Origin of the sequence: Halomonas shengliensis (assembly GCF_900104135.1) — a bacterium.
Classification (GTDB): domain Bacteria; phylum Pseudomonadota; class Gammaproteobacteria; order Pseudomonadales; family Halomonadaceae; genus Halomonas; species Halomonas shengliensis.
This window is the reverse complement of the sequence record NZ_FNIV01000006.1, coordinates 23,577-40,800: the sequence shown is the minus strand read 5'-3', so window position 1 is coordinate 40,800 and position 17,224 is coordinate 23,577. Positions and strand designations below refer to the sequence as shown.

Annotated in this window: 17 protein-coding genes and 1 pseudogene; all 18 read right to left on the bottom strand. The window is 67.9% G+C overall.

The genetic code is table 11. The features are described 5' to 3' along the window. Position 1 precedes the first annotated feature (1 nt). Positions 2-1,072 carry an FAD:protein FMN transferase gene (locus BLP95_RS10285; protein ID WP_089678916.1) on the bottom strand — a complete coding sequence of 357 codons (1,071 nt, stop codon included), beginning with the start codon at positions 1,070-1,072 and terminating at the stop codon, positions 2-4. Between the two features lie 41 nt (positions 1,073-1,113). Next, the gene (locus BLP95_RS10280; protein ID WP_089678913.1) at positions 1,114-1,911 is read right to left on the bottom strand and encodes an undecaprenyl-diphosphate phosphatase; all 798 of its coding nucleotides are present in this window, start codon (positions 1,909-1,911) and stop codon (positions 1,114-1,116) included. 273 nt (positions 1,912-2,184) lie between these two features. Next, positions 2,185-3,558 (bottom strand): magnesium transporter, encoded by a 1,374-nt coding sequence (mgtE, locus tag BLP95_RS10275; RefSeq protein WP_089678910.1) that lies wholly within the window; start codon positions 3,556-3,558, stop codon positions 2,185-2,187. Between the two features lie 126 nt (positions 3,559-3,684). After that, the gene (locus tag BLP95_RS10270; RefSeq protein WP_089678907.1) at positions 3,685-4,110 is read right to left on the bottom strand and encodes a F0F1 ATP synthase subunit epsilon; all 426 of its coding nucleotides are present in this window, start codon (positions 4,108-4,110) and stop codon (positions 3,685-3,687) included. A 27-nt stretch (positions 4,111-4,137) separates the two neighbouring features. Next, positions 4,138-5,514, bottom strand: a complete 1,377-nt coding sequence (gene atpD, locus BLP95_RS10265; RefSeq protein WP_089678904.1) for a F0F1 ATP synthase subunit beta — start codon at positions 5,512-5,514, stop codon at positions 4,138-4,140. Between the two features lie 67 nt (positions 5,515-5,581). Then, a complete protein-coding gene (gene atpG / locus BLP95_RS10260; protein ID WP_023006406.1) occupies positions 5,582-6,466 on the bottom strand; it encodes a F0F1 ATP synthase subunit gamma in 885 nt (294 codons plus the stop codon). A gap of 71 nt (positions 6,467-6,537) precedes the next feature. Beyond that, positions 6,538-8,082, bottom strand: coding sequence for a F0F1 ATP synthase subunit alpha (gene atpA / locus BLP95_RS10255; protein ID WP_089678903.1), 1,545 nt, complete (start codon positions 8,080-8,082; stop codon positions 6,538-6,540). Positions 8,083-8,098: 16 nt separating this feature from the next. Further along, a complete protein-coding gene (locus BLP95_RS10250; RefSeq protein ID WP_089678900.1) occupies positions 8,099-8,635 on the bottom strand; it encodes a F0F1 ATP synthase subunit delta in 537 nt (178 codons plus the stop codon). A gap of 11 nt (positions 8,636-8,646) precedes the next feature. Continuing rightward, a complete protein-coding gene (locus tag BLP95_RS10245) occupies positions 8,647-9,117 on the bottom strand; it encodes a F0F1 ATP synthase subunit B (protein ID WP_023006403.1) in 471 nt (156 codons plus the stop codon). Between the two features lie 76 nt (positions 9,118-9,193). Continuing rightward, a complete protein-coding gene (atpE, locus tag BLP95_RS10240) occupies positions 9,194-9,421 on the bottom strand; it encodes a F0F1 ATP synthase subunit C (RefSeq protein ID WP_023006402.1) in 228 nt (75 codons plus the stop codon). Between the two features lie 76 nt (positions 9,422-9,497). Beyond that, positions 9,498-10,325, bottom strand: coding sequence for a F0F1 ATP synthase subunit A (gene atpB, locus BLP95_RS10235; RefSeq protein WP_023006401.1), 828 nt, complete (start codon positions 10,323-10,325; stop codon positions 9,498-9,500). A 7-nt stretch (positions 10,326-10,332) separates the two neighbouring features. Further along, complete coding sequence (locus BLP95_RS10230) at positions 10,333-10,737, bottom strand: ATP synthase subunit I (protein WP_089678898.1); 405 nt, start codon at positions 10,735-10,737, stop codon at positions 10,333-10,335. Positions 10,738-10,918: 181 nt separating this feature from the next. After that, positions 10,919-11,845 carry a ParB/RepB/Spo0J family partition protein gene (locus BLP95_RS10225; protein WP_089678895.1) on the bottom strand — a complete coding sequence of 309 codons (927 nt, stop codon included), beginning with the start codon at positions 11,843-11,845 and terminating at the stop codon, positions 10,919-10,921. A gap of 37 nt (positions 11,846-11,882) precedes the next feature. Beyond that, positions 11,883-12,653 (bottom strand): ParA family protein, encoded by a 771-nt coding sequence (locus BLP95_RS10220; protein WP_023006398.1) that lies wholly within the window; start codon positions 12,651-12,653, stop codon positions 11,883-11,885. Between the two features lie 31 nt (positions 12,654-12,684). Then, entirely contained in the window at positions 12,685-13,335 is a 651-nt protein-coding gene (gene rsmG / locus BLP95_RS10215) for a 16S rRNA (guanine(527)-N(7))-methyltransferase RsmG (RefSeq protein WP_089678892.1), read from the bottom strand. Continuing rightward, positions 13,332-15,235, bottom strand: a pseudogene (mnmG, locus tag BLP95_RS10210) (tRNA uridine-5-carboxymethylaminomethyl(34) synthesis enzyme MnmG). Before mnmG ends, rsmG begins: the two are co-directional and overlap by 4 nt. Before the next feature lie 532 nt (positions 15,236-15,767). Further along, positions 15,768-16,535 carry an amino acid ABC transporter ATP-binding protein gene (locus BLP95_RS10205; protein WP_089678889.1) on the bottom strand — a complete coding sequence of 256 codons (768 nt, stop codon included), beginning with the start codon at positions 16,533-16,535 and terminating at the stop codon, positions 15,768-15,770. Between the two features lie 13 nt (positions 16,536-16,548). Continuing rightward, on the bottom strand, positions 16,549-17,220 hold the full coding sequence (locus BLP95_RS10200; RefSeq protein WP_023006394.1) for an amino acid ABC transporter permease: 672 nt from the start codon (positions 17,218-17,220) through the stop codon (positions 16,549-16,551). Positions 17,221-17,224 lie beyond the last annotated feature (4 nt).

The window sequence follows — 17,224 nt, the reverse complement described above, 5'->3', positions numbered from 1 at the left end:
TTCACTCCTGAATTGCGTTGTTCGCGTCCCGGCCATCGAGGGGCGCCTCGCCGAAGCGTTCGACGAAGGCCGGACTCGCCAGGGTGCGCCAGCCGTCCCGCTCGCGCACGCTCATCAGCACCGCCAGCCCCTGCGCCTCGGCCAGCGCCATGCCGGCCTCCTCGCCCAGCACCGTCAGCGCTGTGGCCCAGGCGTCGGCCCAGGCATTGGCGGGGTGGAAGACGCTCACCGAGGCCAGGCGGTGGGTGATCGGCCGGCCGCTGCGTGGGTCGAGGGTGTGTGAGTAGCGCCGCCCCTCCTCCATGAAGAAGTTGCGATAGTCCCCGGAGGTGGCCACCGAGATGTCGTGGAGCGGCAGCACCACCTGGGCCTCCCGGCGATCCTGCAGCGGCGCCTCGATGCCGATGCGCCAGGGCTCCGCCTCGCCATCCCGGTAGCCCCGGGCCAGCAGGTCGCCGCCCAGGTTGACCAGGAAGTGCTCGATGCCCTGGGCCTCGAGGAAGGCGGCCACGCGATCGGTGGCGTAGCCCTTGGCCACCCCGCCCAGGTCGACGGTGACATCGCGCAGGCGACGCGCCTCCCGGGCCTCGGGCCTCAGCTCCAGGGCGTCCATGCCGACATGGGCCAGCCGCGCGGCCAGCGCCTCCTCGGCGGGCACCCGCTCGGGGCGCGCCTCGGCGCCGAAGCTCCACAGGTTGACCAGCCCGCCCACGGTGACATCGAAGGCGCCGCCGCTGGCCTCGGCCACCCCCAGGGCGATGCCCAGCACCTCGGTCAGGGGGTCGGAGAGCGGCTGCCACGCCTCCAGGGGGGCATGGTTGAAGTCGGCGAGCTCCGAGTCCTCCCGGTAGAGCGACATCTGCGCATCCACCGCCTCGAGCTCGGCAAGGATCCCCTCCTCCAGGGCGTTCGCCTCGCCCTGGGTCAGCGGATCGACGACGGTGACCTGGTAGAAGCTGCCGAAGATGCCCCCCTCGAAGCGCACCGGCGACTCCAGCGGCCGGTCACGCTCGGAGCAGGCGGCAAGCGCCAGCAGCAGGAAGAGGGGCAGTAGGAGCCGGAATCGTCGCATGGTGACGCCTGTCCTCACGGGTAGGGGGCGGGACCCACAGGTTACCAGAATAGCCACAGCAGCCAGGCCCCGAGCAGCAGCCGGTAGAGGACGAAGGGCTGCATACCGACCCGCCTGATGAAGGCCAGGAAGAAGTGGATGCACAGATAGGCACTGATGCCGGAGAGCAGGGTCCCCACCGTCAGGGTGAACCACTCCACCTCGGCCGCGTCGCGGATCAACCCCAGGGTCTCCATGCCGCCGGCGAGCACGATCACCGGGATCGACAGCAGGAAGGAGAAGCGCGCCGCCCCCTCGCGGCTCATCCCCACCAGCAGCGCCGCGGTGATGGTGATGCCGGAGCGTGAGGTGCCGGGGATCAGCGCCAGGGCCTGGGCCAGCCCGATGACCAGGGCATCGCGCAGGGTGAGCTGAGTCTCGTCGCGGCTGCCGCGATGGCCCCAGTCGGCCCAGGCCAGCGCCAGGCCGAAGACGATCAGGCCGAAGGCGATGATCAGCGGCGAGCGCATGCCCACCGAGATGGCGTCATGGAAGGCCAGGCCCACCACGCAGACCGGGAGCGTCGCCAGGATCACCCACCAGGCCAGGCGCGCGTCGCCATCCACGCCGCGACCGGCCAGGGAGCCCAGCCAGCTTCGCGCCATGCGCACGAGCTCGCCGCGGAAGTAGATCACCACCGCCGAGAGGCTGCCGAGATGCAGGGCCACGTCGAAGGCCAGCCCCTGGTCCTCCCAGTCGGTCAGCACCGGCACCAGGATCAGGTGGGCGGAGCTGGAGATGGGCAGGAACTCGGTGAGGCCCTGGACGATGGAGAGGATGACGACCTGTAGCCAGTCCATGGAGGGTTCCGTCGATAAAAGGAGGGACGGCCGCAGGTCGCGGCCGCCACGACGCGCAGAGGATACACGCCCGCGCCATCGTTGTCCGCCCCGCTTAGGCCCATCGCAGTTAGCCCGACAAGGACAGCGAAAGGCGCCGGGGACAGGTCGAAGAGGGGGTCCTATGCCAGGGATGGCATCGGTAGCGCCCAGGGAGGGGTTCACAGCGCCCCCTCGGAGGCCTGTCACCGGGCAAGCCTTGAGCGGCGCCGACCTCTGAGATAACTCCGAGTCTCATGGGCCGGCAAGCAGCGCCGAGGCGATACCGAAGTAGATCAGTACCCCCGAGGCATCGATCAGGGTGGTCACCAGCGGCGCCGAGGCGGTGGCCGGGTCCCAGCCCAGGCGGTCGAGCAGGAAGGGCAGGCACATCCCCAGCAGGCTGCCGAACAGCACGATGGTGACCATGCTCATGGCCACCACCAGGGCCACCGCCTCGCCGCCGCGCATCACCCCGATGGGTGCCACCGCCAGCGCCATGGTCAGCCCCAGGGAGCCTGCCACCAGCAGCTCGCGCCCCAGCAGCTTTCCCCAGTCCCTGACCCCGACGTCGCCGGTGGCCATGCCGCGCACCATCAGGGTGGCGGCCTGGGCCCCGGCGTTGCCGCCGCTGCCGATCAGCAACGGCAGGAAGAACACCAGCGCCACCTGGGCGGCGATGGTCTCCTCGAAGTAGGCGATGCCGGCGCCGGAGAACAGGTTGGCGAACACCAGCAGCACCAGCCAGGTCACCCGCTTGCGATAGAGGCTCCACAGCGGCACCCGGCTGACGCCATCCTCCAGGGCACCGATGGACATCCCCTTGTGGATATCCTCGGTGGCCTCGGACTCCACCACGTCCAGGGCGTCGTCGTGGGTGACGATGCCCACCAGTCGCGCCTCGTCATCCACCACCGGCAACGCCAGCAGGTCGTAGCGGGCCACACGGCGCGCCACCTCCTCCTGGGGTGCATCGACGCTCATGCGGATCACGTCCTTGATCATCAGCGCGTCGATGCGCTCGCCGGGCGGGGCCACCATCAACTGGCGCAGCGACAGGGTGCCGGCCAGGCGCCCCAGGCCGTCGACGATGTAGAGCTGGTAGACCGTCTCGGCATCAGGCGCCGTCTGGCGCACCCGCATCATCGCCTGGGAGACCGTCATGCCGCTGGGGATGGCCACATAGTCCGCGGTCATGATCGCCCCGGCGGTGCCCTCCGCATAGCTCGCCAGGCGGATCAGCTCCTCGCGCTCGCGCCGCGCCATGCGCCGCAGCAGCGCCTGGCGGCGATCCTCGTCGAGCAGGTTGAAGAGGTCGGCGCGCTCGTCCGAGCCCATCTCCTCGAGGATCGGCAGCAGCCGCTCGTCGCTGAACGCCTCGGCGAGCACCCGCTGGGCATCCCCGGGCAGGTGCCCCAGCACGCTCGCCTGGCGCTCCAGGGGCAGCCGGCCGAGCAGCGCCAGGGCCAGCGGCGGGTCAGCGTCCTCCTCGAGGATCGCCTCGAGGATCTCGGCGATATCCGCCGAGCGCAGCTCCGGCAGCAGCGCACCGAGGCGCTCGCGGTCGTCCACCGCCAGCGCCTCGCACAGGCTGGCCTTGTGCGCCTGCAGGGCATCGTTGAGTGACATGACAGCCTCCGGGCGCCGGCGGGCGCCTCATCGGGCCGGGCGGACGCCACGGCAGGAACGAGAACGCCCCCCTGCCCCGACGTCTCCGCCAGGCAGGGGGGCGCGTTGCGCATCCCGGCGCGGGGCTCAGCCCTTGCCGAGCTTCTTGCGCAGCTGCTGGACGGTGCGCAGCTGGGCCGCCGCCTCGGCGAGCTCCGCCGCGGCACGGGTGTAGTCCAGCTCCGCGGACTTGTCGTTCAGCTGCCTGAGCGCCTGCTGACGAGCCTCCTCGGCCGCCGCCTCGTCCAGGTCATGGGCGCGGACGGCGGCGTCGGCGAGGATGGTCACCACGTCGGGCTGGACCTCGAGGAAGCCGCCGGAGACGTAGTAGTGCTCCTCCTCGCCATCGTGGATCACCCGCACCGGGCCCGGCTTGAGCTCGGTGAGCAGCGGGGCGTGGCCGGGCAGGATGCCCAGCTCGCCCATGCGGCCGGTGGCGACCACGCGCTCGATCTCGCCGGAGAAGATGCCCTCCTCGGCGCTGACGATCTCGCACTTGAAGCTGTTCGCCATAGCGAAGTCCTCCTGGTGGGACGCCGATTACTTCGACTGGTTGGCTTTCTCGACCGCTTCGTCGATGGTACCCACCATGTAGAAGGCCTGCTCCGGCAGCTCGTCATACTCGCCGTTGAGGATGCCCTGGAAGCCGCGGATGGTGTCCTTGAGGGACACGTACTTGCCGGGCGCCCCGGTGAAGACCTCGGCGACGAAGAACGGCTGCGACAGGAAGCGCTGGATCTTGCGCGCCCGGGAGACGGTGAGCTTGTCCTCGTCGGAGAGCTCGTCCATGCCCAGGATAGCGATGATGTCCTTGAGCTCCTTGTAGCGCTGCAGCACACCCTGCACGCCACGGGCGGTGCTGTAGTGCTCCTCGCCGACCACCAGCGGGTCGAGCTGGCGCGAGGTGGAGTCCAGCGGGTCGATGGCCGGATAGATACCCAGCTCGGCGATGGAACGCGCCAGTACCACGGTGGCGTCCAGGTGCGAGAAGGTGGTCGCCGGGGACGGGTCGGTCAGGTCATCCGCGGGCACGTAGACGGCCTGCACGGAGGTGATCGAGCCGGTCTTGGTGGAGGTGATGCGCTCCTGGAGCACACCCATCTCCTCGGCCAGGGTCGGCTGGTAGCCCACCGCGGAGGGCATGCGGCCCAGCAGCGCGGAGACCTCGGTGCCGGCCAGGGTGTAGCGGTAGATGTTGTCGACGAACAGCAGCACGTCGCGGCCTTCATCGCGGAACTTCTCGGCGATGGTCAGGCCGGTCAGGGCCACGCGCAGGCGGTTGCCGGGCGGCTCGTTCATCTGGCCGTAGACCAGCGACACCTTGTCGATGACATTGGACTCGGTCATCTCGTGGTAGAAGTCGTTACCCTCACGGGTACGCTCGCCCACGCCCGCGAACACCGAGTAGCCGCTGTGCTCGGTGGCGATGTTCCGGATCAGCTCCATCATGTTCACGGTCTTGCCCACGCCGGCGCCGCCGAACAGGCCGACCTTGCCGCCCTTGGCGAAGGGGCAGACCAGGTCGATGACCTTGATGCCGGTCTCCAGCAGCTCGTTGGAGGCCGCCTGCTCCGCGTAGGTCGGCGCCTTGCGGTGGATCGGCATGCGCTCCTGCTCGCCGATGTCACCGGCCTCGTCGATGGGCTGGCCCAGCACGTTCATGATGCGGCCCAGGGTCTCCTTGCCGACCGGCACGGAGATGGCGGCGCCGGTGTTGGTCGCCTCCATGCCCCGCTTGAGGCCCTCGGTGGAGCCCATGGCGATGGTGCGCACCACGCCGTCGCCCAGCTGCTGCTGGACCTCCAGAACCGTCTCGGCGTTCGAGACGTTCAGCGCGTCGTAGACCTTGGGAACGTCGTCCCGCGGAAACTCTACGTCAATCACCGCGCCGATGATTTGTACGATACGTCCGCTCATCTTGCGATCCTCTCAAAGTACCTGCAAATGAAGCCTGTGTGCCGGGAGGGCCCCTGCCCTCCGGGCGCTATACGGCGGCGGCGCCCCCGACGATCTCCGAGATCTCCTGGGTGATGGCGGCCTGGCGGGCCTTGTTGTAGACCATCTCCAGGTCGTCGATCAGGCCGCCGGCATTGTCGGTGGCGTTCTTCATGGCCAGCATCCGCGCGGCCTGCTCGCAGGCCCCGTTCTCGACCACCGCCTGGTACACCTGGGATTCGACGAAGCGAACCAGCAGGCTATCCAGCAGCGCCTTGGCATCCGGCTCATACAGGTAGTCCCAGCTACCGGGACGCGTGTTCTCTTCTTCCTGGTGCGCATCGCTGCCCATGTCGGGTGAGATGGGCAGGAGCTGCCGGACCACCGGCTTCTGGGTCATGGTGTTGACGAACTCGTTGTACACCACGAACAGGCGGTCCAGCTTGCCCTCGTCGTACGCATCCAGCATGACCTTGACGCTACCGATCAGGTCTTCCATCTCCGGGGACTCGCCCAGGCCGCTCTTGGCGGCGACCAGGTTGCCTCCGTAGTTCTTGAAGAACCCGCCGGCCTTGGACCCCAGCGCGCAGAAATCCAGCTCGGCGCCCTGCTCGTGCCATCCCTTGGCGTCGCGGGTGGCGGCCTTGAACAGGTTGACGTTCAGGCCGCCACACAGGCCGCGGTCGGTGGAGACCACGATGTAACCGACGCGCTGGACGTCGCGCTCGACCATCCACGGATGGCGATACTCGGGGTTGGCATCGGCGACATGCGCGACCACGTTGCGGATCTGACGCGCGTAGGGCTGGCTGGCCTTCATCAGGTCCTGGGCCCTGCGCATCTTGGACGCCGCGACCATTTCCATGGCGCTGGTGATCTTCTGCGTGTTCTTGATGCTCCCGATCTGGGTGCGTATCTCTTTTGCAGCTGCCATAGCGATCTACTCCGTTCGTGGCCCCTCAGAATGCTCCTGGGCCCGCCCCGTGGCGGGGCGGGCCGTGGGAATTACCAGCTCTGAGTGGCCTTGAACTTCTCGAGACCCTCTTTGAGGCCAGCCTGGATCTCGTCGTTGTAGTCGCCGGACTCGTTGATCTTGTCGAGCAGCTCGGCGTACTCGGCCTTCATGAAGTCGTGCAGGGCACGCTCGAAGTCCAGCACCTTGCTGACGTCGACGTCATCGAGGAAGCCCTCGTTGGCGGCGTACAGGGTGAGCGCCATCTCGGCCACGGAGAGCGGCGTGTACTGCTTCTGCTTCATCAGCTCGGTGACGCGCTGACCGTGCTCCAGCTGCTTGCGGGTCGCCTCGTCGAGGTCGGAGGCGAACTGCGAGAAGGCCGCCAGCTCGCGGTACTGGGCCAGGGCCAGACGCACGCCGCCGCCGAGCTTCTTAATCACCTTGGTCTGGGCCGAGCCGCCGACACGGGAGACCGATAGGCCGGCGTTGATGGCCGGACGGATGCCCGAGTTGAACAGGTCGGTCTCGAGGAAGATCTGGCCGTCGGTGATGGAGATCACGTTGGTCGGCACGAACGCCGAGACGTCGCCGCCCTGGGTCTCGATGATCGGCAGTGCGGTCAGCGAGCCGGTCTTGCCCTTCACTTCACCGTTGGTGAACTTCTCAACGTAATCAGCGTTGACGCGGGCGGCACGCTCGAGCAGGCGGGAGTGCAGGTAGAAGACGTCACCCGGGTAGGCTTCGCGGCCCGGCGGACGACGCAGCAGCAGGGAGACCTGGCGGTAGGCCCAGGCCTGCTTGGTGAGGTCGTCATAGACGATCAGGGCATCCTCGCCGCGGTCGCGGAAGTACTCGCCCATGGTGCAGCCGGCGTAGGGAGCCAGGAACTGCATCGGGGCCGGGTCGGCGGCGCCGGCGGCGACCACGATGGTGTGCTCCATGGCGCCATGCTCCTCGAGCTTGCGCACCACGCTGGCGATGGTCGACTGCTTCTGGCCGATGGCGACGTAGATGCAGGTGACGCCCTTGCCCTTCTGGTTGATGATGGCGTCGACGGCGATGGCCGACTTGCCGATCTGGCGGTCGCCGATGATCAGCTCACGCTGGCCGCGGCCGATCGGCACCATGGCATCGATGGACTTGAAGCCGGTCTGGATCGGCTGGTCCACCGACTGGCGGGTGATGACGCCCGGGGCGACCTTCTCCACCGCGTCGGTCAGCTTGGCGTTGAGGTCGCCCTTGCCGTCGATGGGGTTGCCCAGGGCATCCACCACGCGACCCTTGAGCTCGGGACCCACCGGCACCTCGAGGATGCGGCCGGTGCACTGGGCGGTCATGCCCTCTTCGAGCTGCAGGTAGTCGCCCAGCACCACGGCGCCCACGGAGTCACGCTCGAGGTTGAGCACCATGCCGTAGATGCCGCCGGGGAATTCGATCATCTCACCGAACATCGCCTCTTCCAGGCCGTGAATCTTCACGATGCCGTCGGAGACGCTGACGATGGTGCCCTGGTTGCGGGCTTCGGATGCGACGTCAAGCTTCTCGATACGCTGCTTGATGATGTCGCTGATCTCGGAAGGATTCAGTTGCTGCATGCCATGTCCCTCAGACTCAGGCGGTTAGCGCTTCGGAGAGGCGGTTGAGTCGACCACGCACCGACCCGTCGATGACGGTATCGCCGGCACGCAGGATGACACCGCCGAGAAGCTCGGGATCCACCTGAGTGGTAATGGAGATTTCGCGATTCAGGCGCTTCTTGAGCGCGCCGGCGAGCTTGTCCTGCTGGGCCTTGGTGAGCTTGTAGGCCGACACCACGGTGACGTCGACCCGCTTCTCGTGGTCGGCGCGCAGCGTCTCGAACTGTTCGCGGATGGCGGCCAGCGCCGCCAGGCGCCCCTTCTCGCCCAGGGAGGCGAGGAAACGGGAGGCGGCCTCATCGAGGTCGACCTCCGCCAGCTCGGTCACCAGCGCCACCTTGCGCTCGTTGTCGAGCTTGGGGCTGGAGAGCAGCTTGAGCGCCTCGCGGCTGATTACCACCATGGCCAGCTTGCTCAGCCAGTCGGACCAGGAATCCAGCGTCTGGTGATCGCGTGCGTACTCGAACGCCGCCTTGGCATAGGGCCTAGCGACGGTAGACAGTTCCGCCATGGATCACCTCCTCACAGTTCGGCGGCAAGCTCGTCGAGCAGCTTGCGATGGGCCTTCTCATCGATGGAGGCTTCCAGGACCCGCTCGGCGCCGGTGACCGCCAGGCGGGACACCTGGGCGCGCAGCTCGTCCTTGGCACGATTGACTTCCTGCTCGACCTCGGCGCGGGCGGACGCGACGATGCGCTCGCCTTCGGCACGGGCCTGCTCGCGGGCCTCCTCGATCATCTGGGAGGAGCGCTTGTTGGCCTGCTCGAGGATCTGTGAAGCCTGCTCCTTGCTCTCGCGCAGTGTCTGCTCGGCACGCTCCTGGGCGAGCTCGAGATCGCGCGAGGCACGGCTGGCCGCATCCAGGCCGTCAGCAATCTTCTTCTGGCGCTCGTGGAGCGCGTTGCTGATCGGCGGCCACACGTACTTTATGCAGAACCAGACAAAGATCGCGAAGGCGATCGTCTGCCCGATCAGCGTCATGTTGATATTCACGGGGCGGTACCTCTGACAGGTTCGTGGCAACCGGAAACAAGCAAACCGAGCGCGGCGCGCTCGGTGCTGTCAATCATCAACCGGCAACAACGAAGATCAGGTACATCGCGATACCCACGCCGATCATCGGCACGGCGTCCAGCAGGCCGGCCATCAGGAAGGTCTTGGTCTGCAGCTGGTCGCCCAGCTCCGGCTGGCGAGCGGTCGACTCGAGCAGCTTGCCGCCCAGGATGGCGAAGCCGATGCCGGTGCCCAGAGCGCCCAGGCCGATCATGAGGGAGGCAGCGATATAGACGAGTTCCATGGTAGTGCTCCTGATTGAGAGTAGTGAGGGTTAAGGGTTGAGGGTTGGGGTTAAGGGTGTTGCAAGGGAATCGACTTCAGTGATGCTCGTGGGCCTGGCTCAGGTAGACCACCGACAGCACCGTGAAGATGAAGGCCTGCAGGGTGATGACCAGGATGTGGAAGATGGCCCAGGGCACGTTCAGGGTCCACATCACCCAGAAGGGAAGCAGGGCGATCAGGATGAAGATCACCTCGCCGGCGAACATGTTGCCGAACAGACGCAGGCCGAGGCTCAGCGGCTTGACCAGCAGGCCGATGATTTCCATCACCAGGTTGAAGGGGATCAGCGACCAGTGGTTGAAGGGGGTCAGCGAGAGCTCCTTGGCGAAGCCGCCCACGCCCTTGACCTTGAGACTGTAGTAGATGATCAGGGCGAAGACGCCGATGGCCATGCCCAGGGTAGCGTTGGGGTCGGTGGTCGGCACCAGCTTCATGTACTCGATGCCGAGGCGCGAGAAGAGCTGCGGCGCGTAGTCCACCGGCACCAGCTTGAGCAGGTTCATCAGGAAGATCCAGACGAACAGCGTCAGCGCCAGCGGCGCGATCACCGGGTTGCGGCCATGGAAGGCGCCGCGCACGGTGAGCTCGATGAACTCGATGACCATCTCGACGACGTTCTGCAGCGGCCCGGGCACCCCGGTGGTGGCCATGCGGCCGGCCTTGCGGAACAGCCAGATGAACAGCAGGCCCATGGCGATGGACCAACCCATGGTATCCAGATGGATCGCCCAGAAGCCCATCTCGCGGGCCTCCTCGGCCGAATGGGCCAGCGACCAGCCGTTCTCGGGATGGTTGCCGAAGGTCAGGTTCTGGAGGTGGTGCTGTATGTAGTAAGCCGCCGTGTTTTCACTGCCTGCTGCCATGCGAAGGTCACCTCGGTTGTGGGGTCGACCGCTCACGCCGTAGCCAGGGTGCCAGCCAGGGCATGAGAAGGGTCGCCACGTATGCGCTGAAGAATGAAATCGGGTTTGAGGGGGGCACGGCCACGAAGACCACTGCCAGCAATGCCACCGTCAAACCGAACTTGCCCGCTTCCGCGCGATACAGGTTGATCACGAAGCGGCGTGCCTGCCGGCCGCCGCGCGCCTGGCCGCTGCGCCATACGAAGAAGGCCAGCGGCAGCAGCCCGACCAGGCCACCGCTGAGGGCGGAACCTCCGCCCTCGCGCCCCGCCGCGAGCGTGGCCGCCAGCGTCACCAACAGCACGCCCAGGGCGGCGAGGCCCAGCTGCCGTCTTCCCAGGGCGCGACGACGGGCGGCGGGAGGGGTGATCATGCGGTCTTCCTCCCGGCTCGCCACGCGCCCAGCCCTGGCCCGCAGCCTAAACCACCGCGGATTATAGGGAAGCCCCCCCGGGGCATCAACTGAAGCGGGCCGCTTCGCGTACGATTTTCGGTCACGTTTCGACCAAAGGTGCAGAAATTGTCGACAGACTTGCGCCAGCGGTGCACATGGCCTAGCGGATGTGCTCGAGGATGCCGTCGAGCTCGTCGAGGCTGGCATAGCGAATGGTGACCCGCCCCTTGCCGCCGCGGCCATGCTGGATCTTCACCGGCGCGCCGAGCAGCTCGCCGAGCCGGGTCTCCAGCCGGGCCACGTCGGGGCTCGCGGCGACCGCCTTGGCCGCCGGCACCGGGGCGCCCTCCTGGAGGCGCTTCACCAGCGCCTCGGTGGCCCGCACGGTGAGGTCGCGGTTGACCACCTCGTGGGCGGCCTGGCGCTGCTTGACCGCAGAGAGCGCCAGCAGGGCGCGGGCATGGCCCATGTCGAGGTCGCCGCGCTCGAGCAGGGTCTGCACCTCCGGATCCAGCGCCATCAGCCGCAGCAGGTTGGCGACCTGGGCGCGGGACTTGCCCACCGCGTCGGCCACCTGCTGCTGGGTCAGCTCGAACTCCTCCAGCAACCGCTTGAGGGCCAGCGCCTCCTCCATGGGGTTGAGGTTCTCGCGCTGGATGTTCTCGATCAGCGCCAGGGCCAGGGCCACCTCGTCGCTGACCTCGCGGATCACCGCCGGAATCACGTCCAGCTCGGCGAGCTGGGCGGCCCGCCAGCGGCGTTCGCCGGCGATGATCTCGTAGCGTTCCTCGCCCACCGGGCGCACCACGATGGGCTGCATCACCCCCTGGGCGCGGATGGAGTCGGCCAGTTCCTCGAGGGCCTCGGGCTGGATGTCGCGACGCGGCTGGTACTTGCCGCGGGAGAGCTGCCCCAGGGGCAGGCGCTCCAGGCGCTCGCCGGCGGCGGGCTCGGCGGCCGGAGCAGGCGCCGTGTCGTCCGCCGTCTCCTCCAGGGGGACCTCGGGCAGGTCCAGGCTCTCGCGGCGGCGAGCGCCGGAGCCGATCAGGGCATCCAGGCCGCGTCCCAGGGCGCGTTTACGCGTCATCGACATTCCCTCATCACGGTTGCGTCGTATCGGGCGACTACAGCGACAGGCGCCGAATCAGTTCCTTGGCCAGCACCCGGTGGGCCTGGCTGCCGCGCGAGAAGCGCGCGTACTTGGTGACCGGCAGGCCGTGGCTGGGCGCCTCGGCCACCCGCACGTTGCGCGGGATGGTGGCCTTGAGCAGGGTATCGCCGAAGTAGTCGCGCAGCTGCTTGGTGACGTCCCGGGTCAGGCTGTTGCGGGCATCGAACATGGTGCGCAGGATGCCGTAGATCTCCAGCTCCGGGTTCACGCTGTCCTTGATCTGCTCCACGGTATCGAGCAGCGCCGAGAGCCCTTCCAGGGCATAGAACTCGCACTGCAGCGGGATCAGCACCCCGTGGGCGGCGGTCAGGCCGTTGACCGTGAGCATGTTGAGCGAGGGCGGGCAGTCGATCAGCACCACGTCGTATTCGCCGGCGACCACCGCCAGGGCGTCGTCCAGGCAGCGCTCGCGCCCCGCCTCGCGATCCAGCAGCGCCACCTCGGCGGCGGTCAGGTCACCATTGCCCGGCAGCAGCGCATAGCCGGCCTCGGGGCAGTCGAGGATCACCCCGGCGGCATCGCGCTCCCCCAACAGCACCTCGAGCACGCTGCCGTCGAGCTCGTGCTTGTCGACGCCGCTGCCCATGGTGGCATGGCCCTGGGGATCGAGGTCGACCAGCAGCACTCGGCGGTCGAGGGCCGCCAGGCTGGCGGCGAGGTTGACCGCGGTGGTGGTCTTGCCGACGCCACCCTTCTGGTTGGTCAAGGCGATGATCTTGGTCACGGGCAACTCCGTTGCGGGGAAACGCGGGTTGTCAGGGGGCCCGCTCCGGGGCCCGGCGCTCGAGCACCACCAGCAGGCGGGTGCCCACCTCGAACGGCACCTCGAGGGCGTGGCGGGCCACCGGGCCCACCTCGGGGGGCAGTCCGGCGAGCTCCTCCTCCACCGCGGGGCCCTTCATGGCCAGCCACTGGCCACCGTCGGCCACCCGCTCGCGGGTCAGGCCGACGAAGTCGCCGAGGCTCGCGAAGGCCCGCGAGATCACCTGGTCGAAGCGCCCCTCGAAGGCCTCGATGCGCGCCTGCACGGGGGTGACGTTGGTAAGTCCCAGTTCCATCACCGCCTGGCGCTGGAAACGCACCTTCTTGCCGTTGCTGTCGAGCAGGGTGACCTCGAGCCCGGGGGCCAGGATCGCCAGCACCAGTCCCGGGAAGCCGGGCCCGGCGCCCACGTCGAGCAGCCTGGGGCCCCTCACGTGGGGCAGCACCGCGGCGCTGTCGAGCAGGTGGCGCGCCACCATCTCCTCGGGGGAGCGTATCGCGGTGAGGTTATAGGCGCGGTTCCACTTGTGCAACAGGCCGACCAGGGCGAGCAGCCGCCCGCGCTGCTCGGCGTCCACGGCGATGCCCAGTCCCGCCAGCCCCGCGTCGAGGCGCTCTGCCACGGCATCGGCGACCATCGTCATGCGCTGGCCGCCCGCTGCTCGTCGAGCAGGCGGCGCTTCTTGAGGTGGATCAGCAGGATCGAGACCGCCGCCGGGGTGACCCCGGAGATGCGTGCGGCCTGGGCCAGGGTCTCCGGACGCGCCTCGGCGAGCTTCTGGCGGATCTCATGGGAGAGCCCGTCGACCCGGGCATAGTCCAGGTCGGCCGGCAGCGGGGTCGCCTCGTGGCGCTTGAGCTTGGCGATCTCCTCCTGCTGGCGGTCGATGTAGCCCTGGTACTTGGCCTGGATCTGCACCTGCTCGGCCACCGCCGCGTCAGTGACCGGCGTCCCGTCGAGGCCAGGCAGGCCCGCGACGTCGGCATAGCCGAGCTCCGGGCGCTTGAGCAGGTCCATCAGGCTGTACTCGCGGGCCGGGGCCTTGCCGGTCTTCTCGGCGATGACCCCGGCCGCGGCGCTGCCGGGCTGCACCCAGCTGGCCTTGAGGCGGGCGCTCTCGCGCTCGATCGCCTCGCGCTTCTCGCTGAAGGCGGTCCAGCGGGCATCGTCCACCAGGCCCAGCTCGCGGCCGCGCTCGGTGAGGCGCAGGTCGGCATTGTCCTCGCGCAGCAGCAGGCGGTACTCGGCCCGCGAGGTGAACATGCGGTAGGGCTCCCGGGTGCCGAGGGTGATCAGGTCATCCACCAGCACGCCGAGGTAGGCCTCGTCGCGGCCGGGGTACCAGGCCTCCAGCCCCTGGGCACGGCGGGCGGCGTTGAGCCCGGCCAGCAGCCCCTGGGCACCGGCCTCCTCGTAGCCGGTGGTGCCGTTGATCTGGCCGGCGAAGTAGAGGTTGCCGATGAACTTCGTCTCCAGCGAATGGCGCAGGTCGCGGGGGTCGAAGAAATCGTACTCGATGGCATAGCCCGGGCGAGTGATATGGGCGTTCTCGAGCCCCTGCATGGAGCGCACCACCTGCAGCTGCACGTCGAAGGGCAGCGAGGTGGAGATGCCGTTGGGATAGAGCTCGTGGGTGTCGAGGCCCTCCGGCTCGATGAAGACCTGGTGGCTCGTCTTGTCGGCGAAGCGATGCACCTTGTCCTCGATGGAGGGGCAGTAGCGCGGGCCGACCCCCTCGATGGTTCCCGAGTACATCGGCGACCGGTCGAGGTTGGCGTGGATGATCTCGTGGGTGCGCTCGTTGGTGTGGGCGATATGGCAGCTGACCTGGCGCGGGTGCTGGTCGCGGCGTCCCATGAACGACATCACCGGGGTGGGGGTGTCGCCGGGTTGCTCCTCGAGCCGCGAGAAGTCCAGGCTCCTGGCATCCAGGCGCGGCGGGGTGCCGGTCTTGAGGCGGTCGACCCGGAACGGCAGGGCGCGCAGGCGCTCGGCCAAGCGGTTGGAGGGCGGGTCGCCGGCGCGCCCGCCGCGGCTGCTGTCCAGGCCGATATGGATCACCCCGCCGAGGAAGGTGCCGGTGCACAGCACCACCGTCTCGCCGAGGAAGCGGATACCGGTCTCGGTGACCACGCCACGCACGGTGTCCTGCTCCACGATCAGGTCGCCGGCCGCCTGCTGGAAGAGCGTCAGGTTGGGCTGGTTCTCCAGCATGCCGCGGATGGCCGCCTTGTAGCGGATACGGTCGGCCTGGGCGCGGGTGGCGCGCACCGCCGGCCCCTTGCGGGCGTTGAGCACCCGGAACTGGATTCCCCCGAGGTCGGTGGCCAGGCCCATGGCCCCGCCCAGGGCATCGATCTCCTTGACCAGGTGACTCTTGCCGATGCCACCGATGGCCGGGTTGCAGGACATCTGGCCAGGGTCTCGATGTTGTGGGTCAGCAGCAGGGTCCGGGAGCCCATGCGCGCGGCGGCCAGGGCGGCTTCGGTTCCCGCATGGCCGCCGCCGATGACGATGACGTCGAAGCGGTCGGGGTAATCCAAGGTGCACCTCGTTGGCGCCGCGGCGCCTCTCTTCGGTCGGGGGAATGGAATCAGCCCGCCAGTATAAACCTCCTGTGGGTAATCGTCAGGGTTTTCCACACCGTGAACCCAGCCGTTCGCTTCCGGGTTCTCCTAGTAATCAATATCCAATATATAAAGAGAGAAGTTCTGTTGTGGTTGTGACTACTAGTGTGGACAAAAACCGTGGATAAGCGCCCTTATTCATTGTTAACCAAAGGCTTGCGTTGTTAACCCTTCTTTGGGAAAACGGCTGACTGCCTGCGCACGCCCGGTCGAGAGCCTGTGGATGGAGTGCCCGCTTGTCCACAGCGTCGTCGCTGCACCGCTTGTCCACCGCCGGCTACCGGGCTTGTGCCCGCGGCTGTGAACAACCGGGCCGGTTATCCACGAGGCCCGCGGTGGCAGCCTCTCCGGCGGTTCATGGCGGTCTCGGCCTCAATCTTTTCCACAGGCGAAAAAAGGGCCCTGTCGCCGCGCGACAGGGCCCTTCTCGGCGCCGATGAGGCTGTTCTCAGTGCTTGAGCACCCGCGACAGGAAGCTGCGTGTACGTTCGTCGGCGGGGCTGTCGAAGATCGTCTCGGGGGGCGCCTCCTCGGCGATCTCGCCCTTGTGGACGTAGATGACCCGGTCGGCCACCTCGCGGGCGAAGCCCATCTCGTGGGTGACGATGATCATGGTCATGCCCTCCCGTGCCAGCTCGCGCATGGCGTCGAGCACCTCGCCGATCATCTCCGGGTCGAGCGCCGAGGTGGGCTCGTCGAACAGCATCAGGCGCGGCTCCATGGCCAGGGCGCGGGCGAGGGCCACGCGCTGCTGCTGGCCCCCGGAGAGCTGGGTGGGGTACTTGTCGGCCTGGTCGGCGATGCCGACCCGCTCCAGCAGGCGTTCCGCGGTCTCCACCGCGTCCTCGTTGCTCCAGCCGCGCACCTTCATCGGCGCGAGGGTGACGTTGTCACGCACGCTCAAGTGGGGGAAGAGGTTGAACTGCTGGAACACCATGCCCACCTCGGTGCGGATCTTCTGCAGGGCCTTGCCGCTCTTGCCGTGGGGGGTGAGTTCGTTGCCGTCCACCTCGATGTGTCCGGACTGGAACTCCTCCAGGCCGTTGATGCAGCGGATCAGGGTCGACTTGCCCGAGCCGCTGGCGCCGATGATCACCACCACCTCCCCCGGCATCACCTCGAGGTCGATCTCCTTGAGCACGTGCAGGCTGCCGAAGTGCTTGTTGACCTTTTCCATCCGCACGATGGGAGCGGTCGCGTTCTCGTTCTGTGTCATGCGTGAGCTCCCCTTATTGTCCGACCAGGCCGCGGCGTTCGAGCTGGCGCAGCACGATCGAGAGGGTCCAGGTGATGGCGAGGTAGAGCACCGCCACCATCAGGTAGACCTCCATGGCGGTGAAGGTGGTGGCGATGTAGATCTGTCCCTGGCGCACCAGCTCACCGACGCCGATCACCGAGAACAGCGAGGTATCCTTGATGCTGATGATCGCCTGGTTGCCCAGCGGCGGGATCATGCGCCGGAAGGCCTGGGGCCAGATCACGTAGCGGAAGGCCTGGGTCCGCGACAGGCCCAGGGAGAGCGAGGCCTCGCGCTGGCCGCGCTCGATGGACTGCACCCCACCGCGCACCACCTCGGAGATGTAGGCGCCGGAGTTGACGGCGATGGCGGCGATCCCTGCGGTCAGGGCGTTGATGGGGCCGCCGAGGATCTGCGGCAGGCCATAGAAGATGAACAGCACCTGCACCAGGATGGGGGTGCCGCGGAACACCTCGATGTAGAAGACGGCGGGCAGGCGCAGCCAGATGAGCGAGCTGATGCGCATCAGGCCGAAGATGATGCCGATCACGAAGCCGATGGCCAGGCCGCCGAAGGAGATCAGCAGGGTCCAGGGGACCCCCGGCAACAGGTGGGGGATCGAGCCGAAGGCGGCCGACCAGTCGAATTGGAAGGTCACGTCCACGAGG

What these genes read in the sequence shown, in the direction of transcription:
- atpA (WP_089678903.1), bottom strand. Translation starts at nt 8,082, where the DNA reads ATGCAGCAACTGAATCCTTCCGAGATCAGCGACATCATCAAGCAGCGT.
- BLP95_RS10250 (WP_089678900.1), bottom strand. Translation starts at nt 8,635, where the DNA reads ATGGCGGAACTGTCTACCGTCGCTAGGCCCTATGCCAAGGCGGCGTTC.
- rsmG (WP_089678892.1), bottom strand. Translation starts at nt 13,335, where the DNA reads ATGACGATGGTCGCCGATGCCGTGGCAGAGCGCCTCGACGCGGGGCTG.
- BLP95_RS10205 (WP_089678889.1), bottom strand. Translation starts at nt 16,535, where the DNA reads ATGACACAGAACGAGAACGCGACCGCTCCCATCGTGCGGATGGAAAAG.
- BLP95_RS10280 (WP_089678913.1), bottom strand. Translation starts at nt 1,911, where the DNA reads ATGGACTGGCTACAGGTCGTCATCCTCTCCATCGTCCAGGGCCTCACC.
- atpB (WP_023006401.1), bottom strand. Translation starts at nt 10,325, where the DNA reads ATGGCAGCAGGCAGTGAAAACACGGCGGCTTACTACATACAGCACCAC.
- BLP95_RS10285 (WP_089678916.1), bottom strand. Translation starts at nt 1,072, where the DNA reads ATGCGACGATTCCGGCTCCTACTGCCCCTCTTCCTGCTGCTGGCGCTT.
- BLP95_RS10230 (WP_089678898.1), bottom strand. Translation starts at nt 10,737, where the DNA reads ATGATCACCCCTCCCGCCGCCCGTCGTCGCGCCCTGGGAAGACGGCAG.
- atpD (WP_089678904.1), bottom strand. Translation starts at nt 5,514, where the DNA reads ATGAGCGGACGTATCGTACAAATCATCGGCGCGGTGATTGACGTAGAG.
- BLP95_RS10270 (WP_089678907.1), bottom strand. Translation starts at nt 4,110, where the DNA reads ATGGCGAACAGCTTCAAGTGCGAGATCGTCAGCGCCGAGGAGGGCATC.
- mgtE (WP_089678910.1), bottom strand. Translation starts at nt 3,558, where the DNA reads ATGTCACTCAACGATGCCCTGCAGGCGCACAAGGCCAGCCTGTGCGAG.
- atpE (WP_023006402.1), bottom strand. Translation starts at nt 9,421, where the DNA reads ATGGAACTCGTCTATATCGCTGCCTCCCTCATGATCGGCCTGGGCGCT.
- atpG (WP_023006406.1), bottom strand. Translation starts at nt 6,466, where the DNA reads ATGGCAGCTGCAAAAGAGATACGCACCCAGATCGGGAGCATCAAGAAC.
- BLP95_RS10225 (WP_089678895.1), bottom strand. Translation starts at nt 11,845, where the DNA reads ATGACGCGTAAACGCGCCCTGGGACGCGGCCTGGATGCCCTGATCGGC.